The 14,466-nt window shown below is 62.9% G+C and carries 9 protein-coding genes; 3 read left to right on the top strand and 6 right to left on the bottom strand.

Going from position 1 to position 14,466, the window contains the following annotated elements:
- Positions 1 to 107 precede the first annotated feature (107 nt).
- Positions 108 to 794, bottom strand: coding sequence for a TetR/AcrR family transcriptional regulator (locus tag ACFTWF_RS23015; RefSeq protein ID WP_378463492.1), 687 nt, complete (start codon positions 792 to 794; stop codon positions 108 to 110).
- A 122-nt stretch (positions 795 to 916) separates the two neighbouring features.
- On the opposite strand from ACFTWF_RS23015, the gene ACFTWF_RS23020 reads away from it, so the two are divergent.
- Positions 917 to 1,648, top strand: coding sequence for an SDR family NAD(P)-dependent oxidoreductase (locus tag ACFTWF_RS23020; protein WP_378463493.1), 732 nt, complete (start codon positions 917 to 919; stop codon positions 1,646 to 1,648).
- 2,283 nt (positions 1,649 to 3,931) lie between these two features.
- A complete protein-coding gene (locus tag ACFTWF_RS23025) occupies positions 3,932 to 4,621 on the top strand; it encodes a TetR/AcrR family transcriptional regulator (protein WP_378463607.1) in 690 nt (229 codons plus the stop codon).
- A 356-nt stretch (positions 4,622 to 4,977) separates the two neighbouring features.
- On the opposite strand, the gene ACFTWF_RS23030 is transcribed toward ACFTWF_RS23025, so the two are convergent.
- Entirely contained in the window at positions 4,978 to 6,831 is a 1,854-nt protein-coding gene (locus tag ACFTWF_RS23030; RefSeq protein WP_128639651.1) for a thiamine pyrophosphate-binding protein, read from the bottom strand.
- Positions 6,832 to 6,929: 98 nt separating this feature from the next.
- Positions 6,930 to 8,549, bottom strand: coding sequence for a mycofactocin system GMC family oxidoreductase MftG (gene mftG / locus ACFTWF_RS23035; RefSeq protein ID WP_378463494.1), 1,620 nt, complete (start codon positions 8,547 to 8,549; stop codon positions 6,930 to 6,932).
- A gap of 592 nt (positions 8,550 to 9,141) precedes the next feature.
- Between mftG and ACFTWF_RS23040 the strand changes: the two genes are divergently transcribed.
- Positions 9,142 to 11,502 (top strand): LuxR C-terminal-related transcriptional regulator, encoded by a 2,361-nt coding sequence (locus tag ACFTWF_RS23040; RefSeq protein ID WP_378463495.1) that lies wholly within the window; start codon positions 9,142 to 9,144, stop codon positions 11,500 to 11,502.
- Between the two features lie 617 nt (positions 11,503 to 12,119).
- Here ACFTWF_RS23040 and ACFTWF_RS23045 read toward each other — a convergent pair.
- The 3 genes from ACFTWF_RS23045 to ACFTWF_RS23055 are packed head-to-tail and all read right to left on the bottom strand — an operon-like array spanning position 12,120 to position 14,268.
- Positions 12,120 to 12,290 carry a hypothetical protein gene (locus ACFTWF_RS23045; protein WP_378463496.1) on the bottom strand — a complete coding sequence of 57 codons (171 nt, stop codon included), beginning with the start codon at positions 12,288 to 12,290 and terminating at the stop codon, positions 12,120 to 12,122.
- Positions 12,290 to 13,753: a bifunctional 3,4-dihydroxy-2-butanone-4-phosphate synthase/GTP cyclohydrolase II gene (locus tag ACFTWF_RS23050; protein ID WP_378463497.1), complete on the bottom strand. Its 1,464-nt coding sequence runs from the start codon at positions 13,751 to 13,753 to the stop codon at positions 12,290 to 12,292. Before ACFTWF_RS23050 ends, ACFTWF_RS23045 begins: the two co-directional genes overlap by 1 nt.
- Positions 13,753 to 14,268 (bottom strand): flavin reductase family protein, encoded by a 516-nt coding sequence (locus ACFTWF_RS23055; RefSeq protein ID WP_378463498.1) that lies wholly within the window; start codon positions 14,266 to 14,268, stop codon positions 13,753 to 13,755. The genes ACFTWF_RS23050 and ACFTWF_RS23055 overlap by 1 nt, the downstream gene beginning before the upstream one ends.
- Positions 14,269 to 14,466: the final 198 nt, after the last annotated feature.

Consider the following 14,466-nt stretch of genomic DNA (forward strand, 5'->3'; position numbering starts at 1 on the left):
TACTCCGTACAGACGGTCCGGTCGCTGCCGCGGCTAGCGAGCGAAAGCCGCGCGTGATCGCATTTTCAGACGCAAACGCAATCGAACAGGGGCTGAGCACCGAGCGATTACATGTGGCGCGCTCTGCCTCCGTCGGGGGATGGCCGACTAGGTGGTTCGCGGCCTCCCGGCGAGCCGTCGATTTCGGGCTGGTGCACTCCGGTCAGAAGCGGGACAAGTATGCATTCGACGATCTCGGCCAGGACCGCATCGGTCATCGCCTCGCCGCGAAGCACGATCGCATCGGCAACCATGGCTTGCGCTATTCGATTGAGTAGCGCAACGTTACGTCCTGGCAACGCTTCACCTCGTGCCACAGCGCGCTCGACGACCACCGCGAGTGCGTCTTCCCTGGTCCGCGCCGTCGCACTATGGAAGGCGGCCCAAGCGGGCTGCGAGTGGACGACAGACCTGATGATTTTCTCAACGGCGCCGGCGTCGAATCCTTCGGGCATGTTCCAGGATCGCATCAGTTCGTTGAGGTCGTCCACCAAGTTGCCTGTGTCAGGCACGCGATCGTCCCATTGAAACGCCGCCGCCGCTGCTTCTACCAACGCAACTCGATTTGGCCACCGCCGGTAGAGCGTAGCTTTGCTGGCCCCGGCTCGAACGCTCACCTCGTCCATGGTGACAGCTGAAACACCGCGGTCCGCGATGATCTCTTGAGCTATGCGAAGGATCTCGCGGTCACGGTTGCGATTGGGTGGGCGACCGCGCAGGCGGGGCGGCTCCGAGCCGACGGGATTCGTTGTCATGGGTTGTCGTACAGACTACCCGCACTCTAAGCTTCGCCCAATACAGTACGAGAGCGTACTCAAATGCCAACAGGATGGACGGGATTACCAAGATGCGTGGACTTGACGGAAAGGTCGCTCTGGTGACCGGCGGAGCCTCGGGAATCGGTGCCGCGACTGCACGGCGTCTTCACGAGGAGGGCGCGCTGGTCGCCGTGGCGGACATCAATGTGGACGGCGCGCGTGCGATCGCCGCGGAGCTCGGCGAGGGCACGGCAGCCTTCGGCTTCGATGCGACCGACGAAGACTCGATCATGGACCTGGTCGAGTCCACCGCCCACCACTTCGGGCGTCTGGACATTCTGCACAACAATGCTGGCAGTCTCGGCCCCGGCGATACCACTGTCCTGGAAACCTCCTTGGAGGAATGGGACAGAGCCATGGCGCTGAATTCGCGCGCCTACTTCGCTGGTGCCAAGTTCGCGCTACCCCACCTGATCGCCAACGGTGGCGGGGTAATCGTCAACACCGCCTCCAGTTCTGGCTTAGGTGGCCAGATGGCACAAACCGCATACGGCAGTTCCAAGGCCGGTATCATCAACCTCACTCGATATATTGCAACGCAGTACGGCCGTCAGAATGTGCGGGCGAACTCGATTTCGCCGGGAATCATTGTCACGCCGCCAATTCTCGAGAAGGCTCCCCAGTTGCCCGAGATCATGGGCCCGACTCTTCTCACGGACTTCCTCGGCGCTCCGGAGGACATCGCGGCAATGGTCGCGTTCCTGGCTTCGGATGACGCTCGATATGTGACGGGTCAGAATATCTGCGTCGATGGCGGCCTGTTCGCCCATGCGCCGTATGTGTCGTTCTGACGGTCGCAAGGCCGATACGGGCTGTTCGGGGCACTCGGCGGCAGGGGGTAGCTGGGGCAAGTGGGCCCGCGCCTGATGTCAGGGGAGGTGAGGCAGGGCCTCGAGTCGTATAGATCCATGTCAGATAGACAGAAGCAGTTCGACTGGGCGGCGCGGGTCTCGGCTGTGGTGGCGTAGCGCGCGGGGATGCCGGCGTGGCCGGCAACCGGAGCAATCCGTTGGCGGCGTTGCGGTGAGTTGCCAGCACCTGTGGCGGCGCACCGGCACGGATGGTGCGACGGTCCTCATCAAGGGTGAGATCGCGAACCCAGACAGTCGGTTATCGATGGCCCAATGCCCTCGTATCGAGGCTGCGACCTGCTATGGGTCTACCTCGGATATCGGAAGTGAACAGATCCGATAGAGCACCTCGACGCTCTTGCCCCGGCGGGGGTGACGGTGCACTGGACCAGCACGGCTGCGCGGCACCAGAGAACCCGAGCCCACTGGCGTGTTCGGTGACCTTGATGGTGCGACGTTCGATCCTCGTCATGCGATCGAGGTTGATACCGGAAACGTCCTCCAGGGCAGTGCCTTCAGCCGCGCCAGCAACGTCGGCTGGTTCGCTTCGACGGTGAACGCGTATTGGCCACCGCGGTCGGGGAAGTACTGCGCGGTGCAGCGCTGGCAGTGCCCAGGGCATCGGCGATCTCGTGGGGGTCGAGCAGGTCGGACTACAGTGGAATCTCGTTGGTCCTCGTGCCGACCTCCACCTGTCCGAGCACCACACCGACGTCGTCATCGAGGGCGGACATATGTGAGGTGCCCCGCGGTGTCTTTCGCTCCACGCAGAGTCTCTCCGTCGACTGCGATGATCCTGCTGCTTGACGGGGATCGGGCACCGTGACGGGCAGGTCGAGGACCCCGGTGGCGGCAGGGGCTGGTGACGCGCCGAGTGCCGGTCTGCTGTCACACACGGCGAGGGGGGATGATGGCACCGCGGGGACGGCTCGTTCTAGTGGTGAGGCTGGTATTGGAACTTGAGACATCGCCGCAGCGACCGTTGTCGACCACATTGTCCTGCAACCACATCTACGCGCCGAGCACTCGGTCGAGAACAGCCGCGTCGACTCGCGCCAGGGTGCGGCGGATCGTCGGTCCACTCGGCGATCCAGGTCTCGGCCCCGGCCTGGGTTGCAACACGCAAACCCTATTCGGTGCGGTTCGCCGACAACTGTGTTCGAGGCGCGGTCTTGCCCCGTCGAGCGCATCGACACCGAGGTGGACATACCCGGACGCCACAGAGTTGGCACCTGCGGGAACAAGCCCTCGACGTGATCGGCGCAGTCGGAACTGAACCGGGAGAGATCGTCACATGATCAGGGGTGTTACCTGCGCAGATGATCTGGAACGCCGATCACGCCGACGCAGTCGTTCGAGTGTGCGTGAGGAACGTGGCCTATCGCCCCCGAAATCAACAGGAACGCTGGTCTATCTGGGTCGTAGCCTGCCCCGGCCCACACATCCGATGCGCCGCTTTGGATGGGCCGCGCTGGTCGAACGCGCCGCCACATCGAGCATCGCGAACACCGGATCCGATGCTGGCACCCATTCCCGAATAGCTATAGGTAGCAAGAACTGCTGATCCCGATCAACCGGTCAATCACCCCAGGCCGCCAGCACATCTTCCCAAGCCGAACACAACCCGCGCCTGCACACATGACCGTCAGCATCGACGTCGCTTTGAACGAGCCGAGTACACGCGCAAAATTTCGGAATTCGACGACGTATTCCTATGACCCGGCGCCATTTTCCGAGCGCTCGTTTGTTTGGGCATGTCGGGTCGACACTGACAGGGCAACATTCTCCTAAAAATCCTTGACGAGAGGACACTTCGCGTTCTCGATCGCACCCCGCAGCAGTGACGATCAGCGATCAGCGATCAGCGATCGGCGATCGGCGATCGGCGATCGGCGATCGGCGAGCAAAAGGTAGCGGGCGTCGTCGTGCTCGTTTCCGCCTGCGTTCTGCTATGACAAGAATCGCACAACACACGTGCTGGTCGGCCCGAGCGCAGTGGCTATAGGATTGAACGGCTGCCTCTTCCCCGACGTGAAAATCGGTCTTCCATCGGCGGAATGGGACAAGGTACGAGGACCGCTTCGAAACGAACCCGATCTCGCGAATCTGTTAGTTGTTGCGCGCGGCGATGGCGCGAGATCACAGCAGGCGGCTTCCGGCTGTGGGCGGTAGGCACTGAACCCAATCCGACAAAAGACACACGAGGTGCGTAGACTCGAGGACATGCCTCGAGGTCGAAAGCCGGCTGATCCAGACAGCAGCCGCCGTGATGATGTACTCAGGGCGGCTGTCGACTTGTTTTCCTCTAATCCATACGAAGACATCTCGGTAGATGACTTGTGTAAAAGAGCCGGCGTGTCTCACGGGTTGCTCTCCTACTACTTCGGCGGCAAGAGGGGCCTCTTCGCCGCAGCGGTGCGCCAGGCGTGGGAGGAGATGGTGGCGTGGGAGAAGCCGCGACCCGAGGAGACGACTCCAGCCGAGCGGGTCCACGGCTACGTACGCCGCCACTTCGAGTATGTGGTGAGATACCCCGAGCGCTTCGAGGCATTGATGCGGACCGGTCACGCCGACAAGGAAGTCAACGCGCTGGCGATGGCGGCGCGGGAGCATGCGCTTGTCGAGATCAAGGCGAGCCTGGGTTGCCCGGAACACCCATCTCCTCGGCTGAGGGCGGCGATTTGGGGCTGGGTTGGCTACATGGACCACCTTGCTCTGGATTGGCTCCAGAATCGGGACCTCGATATCAACTACATCACCGACTTGTGCGTCCAGGCTTTGGTGTTCTCTGTGCGCGAGGCAAATGACGTGAGGTTCGACGACTCCGAACTGGAAAGGCTCAACCTGGTGATCGGGCCGGCGTCCGACGTGCCGTCAGCGGGAAGTCCGGAGTCGACAACTCTCGCCGGGTGACATGGTGACCATCGGCTGATTGCCGAGGTCCCGCCCGTCCGGCACGCTACGAACGAGCAGGGTCGAACTCGAACGACTGTTTCTTCCGATCGCGTCCGTCGACGTATTTCGCGTGAGCCCTTGGATCATTCGCGTGAGCCCTTGGATCAGATGCCCTGCAACAAACTTACAAGGCTGATGCTACCCGCGAACAACCAGCGACCTCACCGACAGCTTGTCGGTGAGGTCGCTGGTTGTACCGGGTTCTCGTCGTCGATGCCGGTGGCTACGGAGTAGGCAGCCGATTTCGCCGGGTTAACGGTGGGGCGATGAAACCAGCACCCCACCGCCGCCGACCGGCCACGCTGTTGGTGGGCTCAGCTCGGCCACGAGCCCTCCACGACGTCGGCGAGGTGCCCCGACTTCGGCGTCCGGTCACCGACGATGGGAATGACGTCGGTCAAGGCGCGGACGATGCGCAGACCGGGAGTGGTATGGATGTCGATCAGGTAGCTACCTTCCGCATCGAGTGCACGTTGAATCGCGGCGGTCAGATCTTCGGGCTTTTCGACACGCTCTCCTTCGACACCCATGCCTTTGGCTACCGTAACGAAGTCCGTGGACTCGGGAAGGTCAACCCACGGATTGTCGATGCCCATCGCTTTCGCGGAGGCACGGTTGGCCAGCAGCGCATGGTTATTGTCGATGACAACGATGACCTTCAGTCCACGCTGGGTCAGGTTCGACAGTTCCATGAAATCGTAATAGAACCCGCCATCGCCGTGGTAGCTCACCACGGTCCGACTGGGATCCGCCAATTTCGCGCCGATCGCAACGGGAAGCCCAGCCCCGAGGGACATGTAACGGCCACCGGTGGCCAAAGGTGTGACGGACTTGTATTGGAACGCGCGATACATTCCGAATGCGTTGCCCCCGGAGTCGGCCACGACCAGCGTGTTCTCGGGTAGCTGCTCCGACAGTGTGCGGATGGCGAAATACTGGTTGATCGGCACTTCTGTGTCGTCGATCCAGGCGTCCATCTCTTCGAGCCATGCCTGCTTCGCCTCGCTTGTCTCGGCCCTCCAGGACGCAAACCGCTGCTCGATCTCCACGCGGTCAGTGGCTGCGGTAGCGGCGCCCAGGAGCATACGAAGAAATTCACGGGCGTCGGAAACCAGACCCAAAGTCGGCTGGAAGATCTTGCCGATCTCGTGGTCGTCGATGTCGACATGGACGACCTTCTCCGGTTTCTTGATGCTCCACGAGCCGGTGCTCATCTGCGAGAACGACAAGCCCACACCGATCCACAGGTCCGAGCCTTGCAGAGCATCGTTGGCCGAGCGCCAGCCGAAGTTGCCCGAGGCGCCGACATAGAGGTCGTGGGAGTCGGCGAGCAGACCCCGTCCACCCCACGAAGTGGAGACGACGGGGATACCGGTCAGTTCGGCCAATTCCTGTAGCTCCGCGGCACCATCGGCAATGTGAACGCCTGCACCGACATAGAACACCGGGCGCTCCGACTTCGAAATCAGATCCCACACGGCCTGGACATCGCCGGCACGGGCACTCGGCGGAGCTGGTAGCTCGAGAGGCTCCACCGGCATCGATGTGGTCTGGTACATCGCCGTTTGGGCCAAATCGAGGACTGCGGGGCCGAATCGGCCCGAGCTCGATTCCTTGACCGCTTGCCGCACCACGACGGGCATGTCGCCGGCATCGGTGACCTTCTTGATGTACTTCGACAACGGTTTGAGCGCGGAATACAACTCCCCTGCGTCCTGCAGGACATCGCGGGCATCGAGCGCTGGAGGGTTGTTCATCACCATCATCAGAAACGGCGTGCTGTCGAGCTTTGCCGCGTAGACGACGGGCGAGGCGTGGAGCGCTCCGACCGCCCAGCTCACGACGGCAGAGGCTGCACGCCGCTTCACTCGGTTGTAACCGTATGACATCCAAGCCGCCGTCAACTCGGTGCGGCCGCCGAACTCGGCGATCTTGTTCTCGTTGAAAAGCGCCTGAGTCAAGGATGGTACGGATCCGCCGGTGTAGCCGAACACCATTTCCACCCCCCCTGCCACGAGCGCGTCGGCGATGGCGGTGGCGCCGTCGCGGCTGGCCACATTTTGGTCGATCTCGACGGCATCGGGCTCTTCCCTGCTGCGTACACGGGGAGCCTGATATCCGTCAGGCAAGGCTTCGGAAGACTGCTCGGGAGTGCTTGTAGTAGTCACTGGTGAACTCCTGGAATTCGTCGGTGGTCCGGAAATGGCACATTCAGTCGGTGCTGATGAGGAAGGGCAAAGCTGTTTCGACAGACACTTGTCGACATTCAGTTCTGCGTCGTCGCGATGACATCGGCGATCCGTTCGCCGAGCATGATCGCGGTGGCGTTCGGCCCTCTGGATGTGAGCACCGGGAAGATCGAGGTGTCCGCGACCGTGAGGCCTTCGATACCTCGCACGGACCCGAACTGGTCGACCACGGCGAGCTGATCGTCGTCCGGACCCATCCGGCAGGTACAGGAAGGGTGACCCACTGCAAATATGTGCTGCGTGACCCATTCATCGATGGTCTTGTCGTCGACCAGGTCGGATGCGGACAGGTTCACAGCCTTCCCCTTCGCGCTCCGCATCGCGTTGCTGCCGAAGAGGTCGGCTGCGACGCGCACGCCCTCACGCATACGCCGACGGTCGTTCTCCTCCGAGAGAAGATTCCAGTCCAGTCGTGGTGCGTCGGTCGGGTCGGCCGAGGCCAGGGTGACAGATCCTCGGCTGTCCTCGGCCTGCAGTCCGATCACGGTGAACGGGAAACGCAGCGCCTTTGCCTGCTCGATCAAGAATTTCGTCGATGTGTTCCGTAGTGCGCCGAAAGCCTGCTTGGGATTCTTGATCATCGACGTGATGCGCATGAGATCGGCGGCGGTGGAAACGAAGGGGAGAATCTCGAGGTCGTCGATCTGGTCCGAGCCCTCCGACGTCCAGTTCAGCGCGCTGGTGATCACACCACGCCCCGGGGTGGCCGGGTGCTTGCCCGGCATGTCCCACTGCATGCTCAGCTCGGGGTGGTCCATCAGATTCTGGCCGACACCGGGAAGGTCCACGACAACCTCGATGCCGTGACTCCGCAGATGCTCAGCGGGTCCGATGCCGGAGTGCATCAGCAAGTGCGGGGACCGCAGAGCCCCGGCAGACACGACGATCCGGTCCCCCCGCAGAACCTGTCGCTCGCCGTCGATATCGGCCTCGACGCCTACACACCGACCGTTCTCGACAAGCACGCGCCGCACGTAAGCGTTGCCGATGACCGTCAGGTTGGGCCGTTGCGCAGCCGGCAGAAGGTATGTGATCGCCGTGCTCAGGCGATGGCCTCCGTCGATGTTCATGGGAATCGGACCGAAGCCTCCGGAGGCACCGGAGTTCTTGTCACGTTCCTCCGGGAAGCCGAGCTCGCGACACGCCGCTTCGAATGCCCCGGTGAACTCGGGCGAACGGTCCTGCGCCTCGCGATTGACCCGCACGGGACCCTCGCTGCCGTGAACGTCCGTCGCGAAGTTCAGGTCGGTTTCCGACCGCTTGAAGTACGGCAACACCTCGTCGTACGACCATGCGTCGTTTCCGAGCTTGACCCAGCTATCGAAGTCGGCGCGCGTACCGCGTTCGAAGTAGGCCCCGTTGATCGAGCTGGAGCCACCGCTGACCTTTCCTCGGGGGATCGGAATCTGAACGCCGGGCAGGATCGTTCCCGGCATCGCCCAGCTGTGCGGCGCCCCCGGCATCGATTCACGCATGTCGGCGGGATCGAGAAGCGACGTCGGGAAGTCCTCCAGCCGCTCGTACACCGGGCCGGCCTCGAGAAGGGTGACCGTGCAATTCGGCCGTTCGCTCAGCCGAGCCGCTATGACGGCTCCGGTCGACCCGGCGCCGACCACGATCACGTTATATCCGTCCACTGCATTCCTCCGATGTTTGTGTTCCAGGTCACTTTAAACCATGATTTGACTAGTGGTCAAATAAGAATTTCGTCGAAAGAGCTTGCGTGACCGCACGTATCGCGGAGTAGCGGTTGGTCGCCCCCGACATCCTCACCGGTTGTCGGCGGGACTAAGCAGCTACCGACGAGGGCTCCCGTCGTTGCGGCGACGGAGGGCGCTGAGTGCGTGTCGGTGACAGATCTTGCGATGACGTCCGCGATGGCACCGACGGCCCGGAGTCGGCAGCGTCCGGAAATCCGGACGTGCGAGGTAGGCCATTCAGAGTGGCTGATCGATGAGAGTGGCGTCACGGGTGAAAACACCCGTACTCATCACCCGGACTGCGCGCGCCCTGCCGGTCGGGTCGTCGAGGTAGTTCGTGAACAGAGCATCGAGCGCCATTCGGGCTCGGCAGAAGTGTGGATGAGGATCGGGGAATCCTTGACATTTATGTATGTATAGACTGAGACACAGCCACTGGGCGCGCGTCTGCGCATATCCGGTGAGTGGTCGGTCTGAATGTGGCAAGTGTGTACCGCTGGTCAGTTGTTGGGGCGAAAATGGTGGGGCGATGAACAGCCCAATCGATAGTCCAAGTGAGCACTCCGTGCCGTTTCGCCCCGGCACGCTGCCCGCCCCGGTTACCACCTTTATCGGCCGCACGGCGGAGATCGCAGAGATCGCCGATGTGATGCGGTCCGCACGACTGGTCACGCTCGTCGGGATGGGTGGCGTCGGTAAGACTCGGCTCGCACTGAGCGTGGCCGCCGAGCACGACGACCCGGTCTGGTTGGTCAATCTTGAACATCTCACCGACGAATCCCTGCTTTGGGAAACGGTGAGCGCGGCGCTCGGGGTCAGCCCGCACCCGAGTCAGGGGGTCGAGGCTCAACTGAGCAACTATCTGTCGACCCGTCGACTGCTATTGGTCCTCGACAACTGTGAGCACATCCTGGAAGCCTGCGCGACGCTTGTCAGCCAGCTACTCGGGTCTGCGCCAGAGCTAAAAGTGCTGGCCACCAGTCGCACTGCACTCGATGTTCCCGGCGAACACGTGGTGACAGTGGCCCCATTGGCCGTTCCACTGACCGACGGACTCGACGCCGGCCGCAAGTGCGAACCCGATGCGATCCGAGACGTGGAATCAGTGCAACTGTTTCTCGACCGCGCACGATCACAGAACTCAGCCTTCGTGCTCGACGATGACAACGCAGCAGCCATCGCTCAGTTGTGCGCCCAACTCGAGGGTTTGCCCCTTGCAATCGAGTTGGCCGCAAACCGCCTGCGAGCGCTGGGGGTGAAGCAGGTCCTCGAGCGACTCGGTGACCGATTCGCGATCCTGAGTGGAACCATGAAGAGCATTCCTCCCCGTCAGCGGACGCTGAAAGCGCTGGTGGACTGGAGTTACGAACTGTGCACTCCTGCACAGCAACAGTTGTGGGCGCGACTGTCGGTGTTTTCTGGCACTTTCGGCCTCGATGCCGCCGAATCTGTCTGCGCGGGCACTGATGTCTCGAGTGACGACCTACTGACTCTGATCGACCAGCTGGTTGCTCAGTCGATACTCATCGCCTCCCACCCCGGATCTGTCGTCCGCTACCGGATGCTGGAGACGATCAGGGAATACGGCCGTGAGCAGCTACGATCCACCGGCACCGAGGACACTTACCATCGCCGCCACAGCTTCTTCTACCTCGACCTGGCGCGTGAGTGCGTACGCAATTGGTGTGGGCCTCACCAGGCCGCATCTCTGGCGCGGTTACGCGTCGAGCATCAGAACCTGCGTGCAGCCCTGCAGTGGATGCTGACCACCCCCGGCCACGGCGACATGGGGCTGGCCTTGGCATCCGCACTTCGTTTTCATTGGGTCGTCAACGGCATGCTCAGTGAAGGGCGACGTTGGCTCGCAAGTGCTCTCGCCGCCTCGCCCAGTTGGACTGCCACGCGGGCCGAGGGTCTGTGGGTGGCGGCCTGGGCAGCGACTCTGCAAGGGGACCTCGAAACGGCGGAAACGCTTCGTGAAGAATGCCTGGCGGTGACGGGGCTCATCGGTGACTACGTCAACGAGGCTTATGCGGTACAGTTGCATGCTGCGGCGGCGCTCTTCGTCGGCCAGTTGCCCGAAGCGATCGAATTGTACGACACCGCAGCTGAGATGCACGAACGGCAGCGCAACCCGTCAGGGGTGCTGCTCATTTTGTTCCAGAATGCGATTGCTCTTACCTACACCGATCAATCGTCACGTGCACGCGCTGTCAGCCAACGCGCGCTCGCCATCTCGGATTCGTATGGTGAGCAGTGGGCCCGCTCGTACACGCGATGGGCGATGGGCGTCGAAGAGTGGCTGCATGGGTCTGTAGAAGTTGCCGAACAGCACTCGCTGGCAGCGCTTGCGATCGCCGACGTGTTCTACGACCGGGTCTGTACGGGCGTGGTCGTCGACACCTTGGCGTGCATCGCGGTCACACGGAGACATTACGTGCGGGCGGCGGTACTGCTAGGTGTTGCGAAAACGGTGTGGGAACCACTGGGCACTACGATCAGCGCCTTGGGTGTCCACAGTGCCGAACACCACAGACGATGCGAGCGCGGTGCCCGCGAAGAACTCGGCGAAGACGTTTTCGAGCACTACTTCACTGCAGGCCGCGACTACGACCCCTCTGCCGCCATCCGCTGGATATTGACCGGACTCGACCTTGCGGCCGTGCACCCGCAGACACCGACCTTCGCCCCGAACGTCCTGGACGTGTTGACCAAGCGCGAGAAGGAGGTGGCCGATCTTCTGGCCCGCGGGATGAGTAATCGCGAGATGGCAGACCATCTCGTAGTGTCTCGGCGCACCATTGAAGGGCACATGGAGAACATTTTATCCAAACTGGGCTGCTCGTCGCGCGGACAAGTCATCGCACTGATTGCCGCCTCCGGACGTTAGAACTGGGCCCACTGATATGTAGCCGACTTGTCAAGAGGACACGATAAGTCCCACGCGGAGCGACTCCGACGACGCCTCGCCCCTCGGTGCTTCGCTGGTGACGCGCGTCAGACGAGAGTCCGTCCCCGTTACGAAATGTTTGGAGACATATGCGTGGGTTGGGCACAGGAGGGAAATTCGTCTGGGCTGCACCGGATCCCCGGGCAGCCTTCTGATTCACTCAGTCTCGACCGCCAGGGCAAGCGAACCGCCCTGACGCCGGTACAGTCGGTCGAGACTTAACCCTGGAATTGAGCCTAGTGATCCTGCCTGGAGGCGGAGATCGCGGTACGGCCAACCTGTCGGTCTACTGCGAGTCGCTCTAGATACGATCGCTCGTAAGGGGAAAGTGGCTTTGCTCCAATAGAACTCAAAATTCTCCGGATATGGGCGTAATAGCGATCAGGGCCCATACCGAACTGAATCCAGATCTCGCTGGCAGGTACTGCACCATAAGGCATCCATCTACGCGCCAGGTCTAGCATGACAAGGTCTTCGTTAGGCGTTGTCGTCATTTGCTGCACCCCAGATTGTTTGATCGTTCCGGCTGCTTGAGAAGGCATTGCTCCGTCTCGCAACTAGTAGTTGCTGGTCGTCGCGCCCGCAGCTCGAAGGGCATTCGGTTGCTCGGCCGCCATTGACATGATCGGGGTGATGCCGATGCTGCCGACGGTATACAGGTATGCCGGTGAGTCGACGAGCTGGAAATGGTTACGCGGGTTCCTGACGGGAGCGGTGTCGCCGGTCATCAGCCTGTCGTGCACGTGTACTGGGATCCGCCACGGCCGTCGGGCTCACGTGGGACGCCGATTCGCCAGGTCGAAGGGTCGTCGAGGTCGATCCACAGGGCGGTGCGGGTGTTGCCGCGGACGATGCCGTCGGACCAGTCCGGTGCACTGGTCAGGCTTGTGCGGCAATGTGGGACTGACATCACTGTGTGCGTGTCCGCATGTGCGGGTCGGCCTTCGGCTCCGGTGGTGTTGTGCGCCGGGGAGGGGGTGAGCAGTGCGTGTCCCATCCTCTCGCTCTTGGTGCGCAGGTAACGAATGTTGTGTGGGGTGGGGGTGCTCGGGAGCGCTACCCGGCCGAGCAGTTCGAGGCCATAGCCGGACATGCCGTCATATTTCGAGGGATTGTTGGTGATCAGCCGTAGTCGCTGGACTCCGAGGTCGGCGAGTATCTGGGTGCCGACATCGTAGCTGCGGCAGTCCGCGGGCAGTCCCTGCGCGGTGTTGGCGTCCACGGTGTCGAGTCCGTCGTCCTGCAGGGCGTAGGCGGCGATCTTGTTCCCTAGGCCAATGCCCCGCCCCTCATGCCCTCGCAGGTACACCACGACGCCGGTGCCGACGGTGGCGATGTGCCGCAGGGCTTGTTCGAGTTGGGCGCCGCAATCGCACCGCATCGAGGCGAGGATGTCGCCGGTGAGGCATTCGCTGTGCACGCGCACCAGCACCCCGTCCCCGCTGGTGCTGGCGGCCGCTACATCACCCATGACCAATGCCAGGTGTTCGGTGCCGTCGACGGTGTTGCGGTAGGCCACTGCACGGAAATCTCCGAAACTGGTCGGCATGGTGGAACTGGCGACGGGCACTACGAGGCGTTCGGTGGTCATCCGGTACCGAATCAGGTCCGCGATGGCCAGGACGGGCAGGTCGTGCTCGGCAGCGAAGGCCAGCAGGTCGTCACCGTGGCGCATGGAGCCGTCGTCGGCGACGATCTCGCTGATCACACCCACGCCGCCCAGTCCGGCCATTCGGAGCAGATCCACGGTCGCCTCGGTGTGGCCGGGGCGTTGCAGCACACCGCCGCTTCGCGCACGCAGCGGAAAGATGTGGCCGGGGCGACTGAGCCGGGACGGGTGCAGGCTCCGGTCCGCCAGCGCGCGCACGGTCGCGGTCCGGTCCGCAGCCGAGACACCGGTGCCGGTTCCGGCCAGGTCGACGCTGACGGTGAATGCGGTGCCGTGGGCATCGGTGTTGTCGACGACCATCGGTGTCAGTTGCAGGGCGTCGGCGCGCTCGGCCGACATCGGTGCGCACACGATTCCGGTGGTGTGCCGAACAAGGAACGCCATCTGGTCGGTGGTGATGTGTTCGGCGGCGACGACGAGGTCGCCCTCGTTCTCCCGGTCGGCGTCGTCGGTGACGACGATCATCCGGCCGGCGGCCAACGCCGCCAGTGACCGCTTTACCGAGTGCGCGGCGGCGGTCATTACCCATCTCCCAGCGCGACATGGGTGCCGAAGACTCGGTCGTGGTAGGTCAACGGGGGGCTGTCGAGCAGATGGGCGGTTCGCACGCCGCCGAGGACGACCAGGTGGTCGCCGCCCTCGACCATCTGCTCGACCGAGCAGGCCAGAAATCCGCTGGCACCGGGCAGGCGTGGGACACCGCTCTCGTTCTCCCAGGCCACCCCGGAGAACTTCGCCGGCCCGCCCTTGCGGGCGAAGGTCAGGGCCAGATCCGACTGGGCGCTGCCGAGGACGTTGAGGCCGAAGGTGCCGGTTTTCTGTACGACGGCCAGCAGCTCCGAACCTGTGTCGAGGGAGACGAGGACCATCGGCGGTGTCATCGACAGAGAGGTGAATGCGCTGACGGTCGTTCCGTAGGGGAGGTCGTCGCTGGTGGCGGTGACCACGGCCACGGGTGTGCACACCGCGGCCATCACGTTCCGGAATTTGGTCTGCAGGGTGGGCAGATCGAGGGAGTCGGTGGGGATGGAGGTCATGGCGCGCTCCTTGCGAGCAGGTGGTGAGAGAAGGTGTTTCGGGTGGACGGTGCGACGACGGCGCCGGTGGACTGCGAGAGGGCTACCGCTGCGCCGGTGCTACGGACAAGCGTTCACGTGATGAGAGTCAGCGACCGCGTTCTTGCGGACCTTGCCCGTCACGGTCATCGGGAACTCGTCGATGATCGCGGATGCCCA

The sequence above is a fragment of the Rhodococcus sp. NPDC056960 genome (genome assembly GCF_042674125.1).
In the GTDB taxonomy this organism is placed as follows: domain Bacteria; phylum Actinomycetota; class Actinomycetes; order Mycobacteriales; family Mycobacteriaceae; genus Rhodococcus_F.

What these genes read in the sequence shown, in the direction of transcription:
- ACFTWF_RS23015 (WP_378463492.1), bottom strand. Translation starts at nt 794, where the DNA reads ATGACAACGAATCCCGTCGGCTCGGAGCCGCCCCGCCTGCGCGGTCGC.
- ACFTWF_RS23025 (WP_378463607.1), top strand. Translation starts at nt 3,932, where the DNA reads ATGCCTCGAGGTCGAAAGCCGGCTGATCCAGACAGCAGCCGCCGTGAT.
- ACFTWF_RS23040 (WP_378463495.1), top strand. Translation starts at nt 9,142, where the DNA reads ATGAACAGCCCAATCGATAGTCCAAGTGAGCACTCCGTGCCGTTTCGC.
- ACFTWF_RS23045 (WP_378463496.1), bottom strand. Translation starts at nt 12,290, where the DNA reads ATGACCGGCGACACCGCTCCCGTCAGGAACCCGCGTAACCATTTCCAG.
- ACFTWF_RS23050 (WP_378463497.1), bottom strand. Translation starts at nt 13,753, where the DNA reads ATGACCGCCGCCGCGCACTCGGTAAAGCGGTCACTGGCGGCGTTGGCC.
- ACFTWF_RS23055 (WP_378463498.1), bottom strand. Translation starts at nt 14,268, where the DNA reads ATGACCTCCATCCCCACCGACTCCCTCGATCTGCCCACCCTGCAGACC.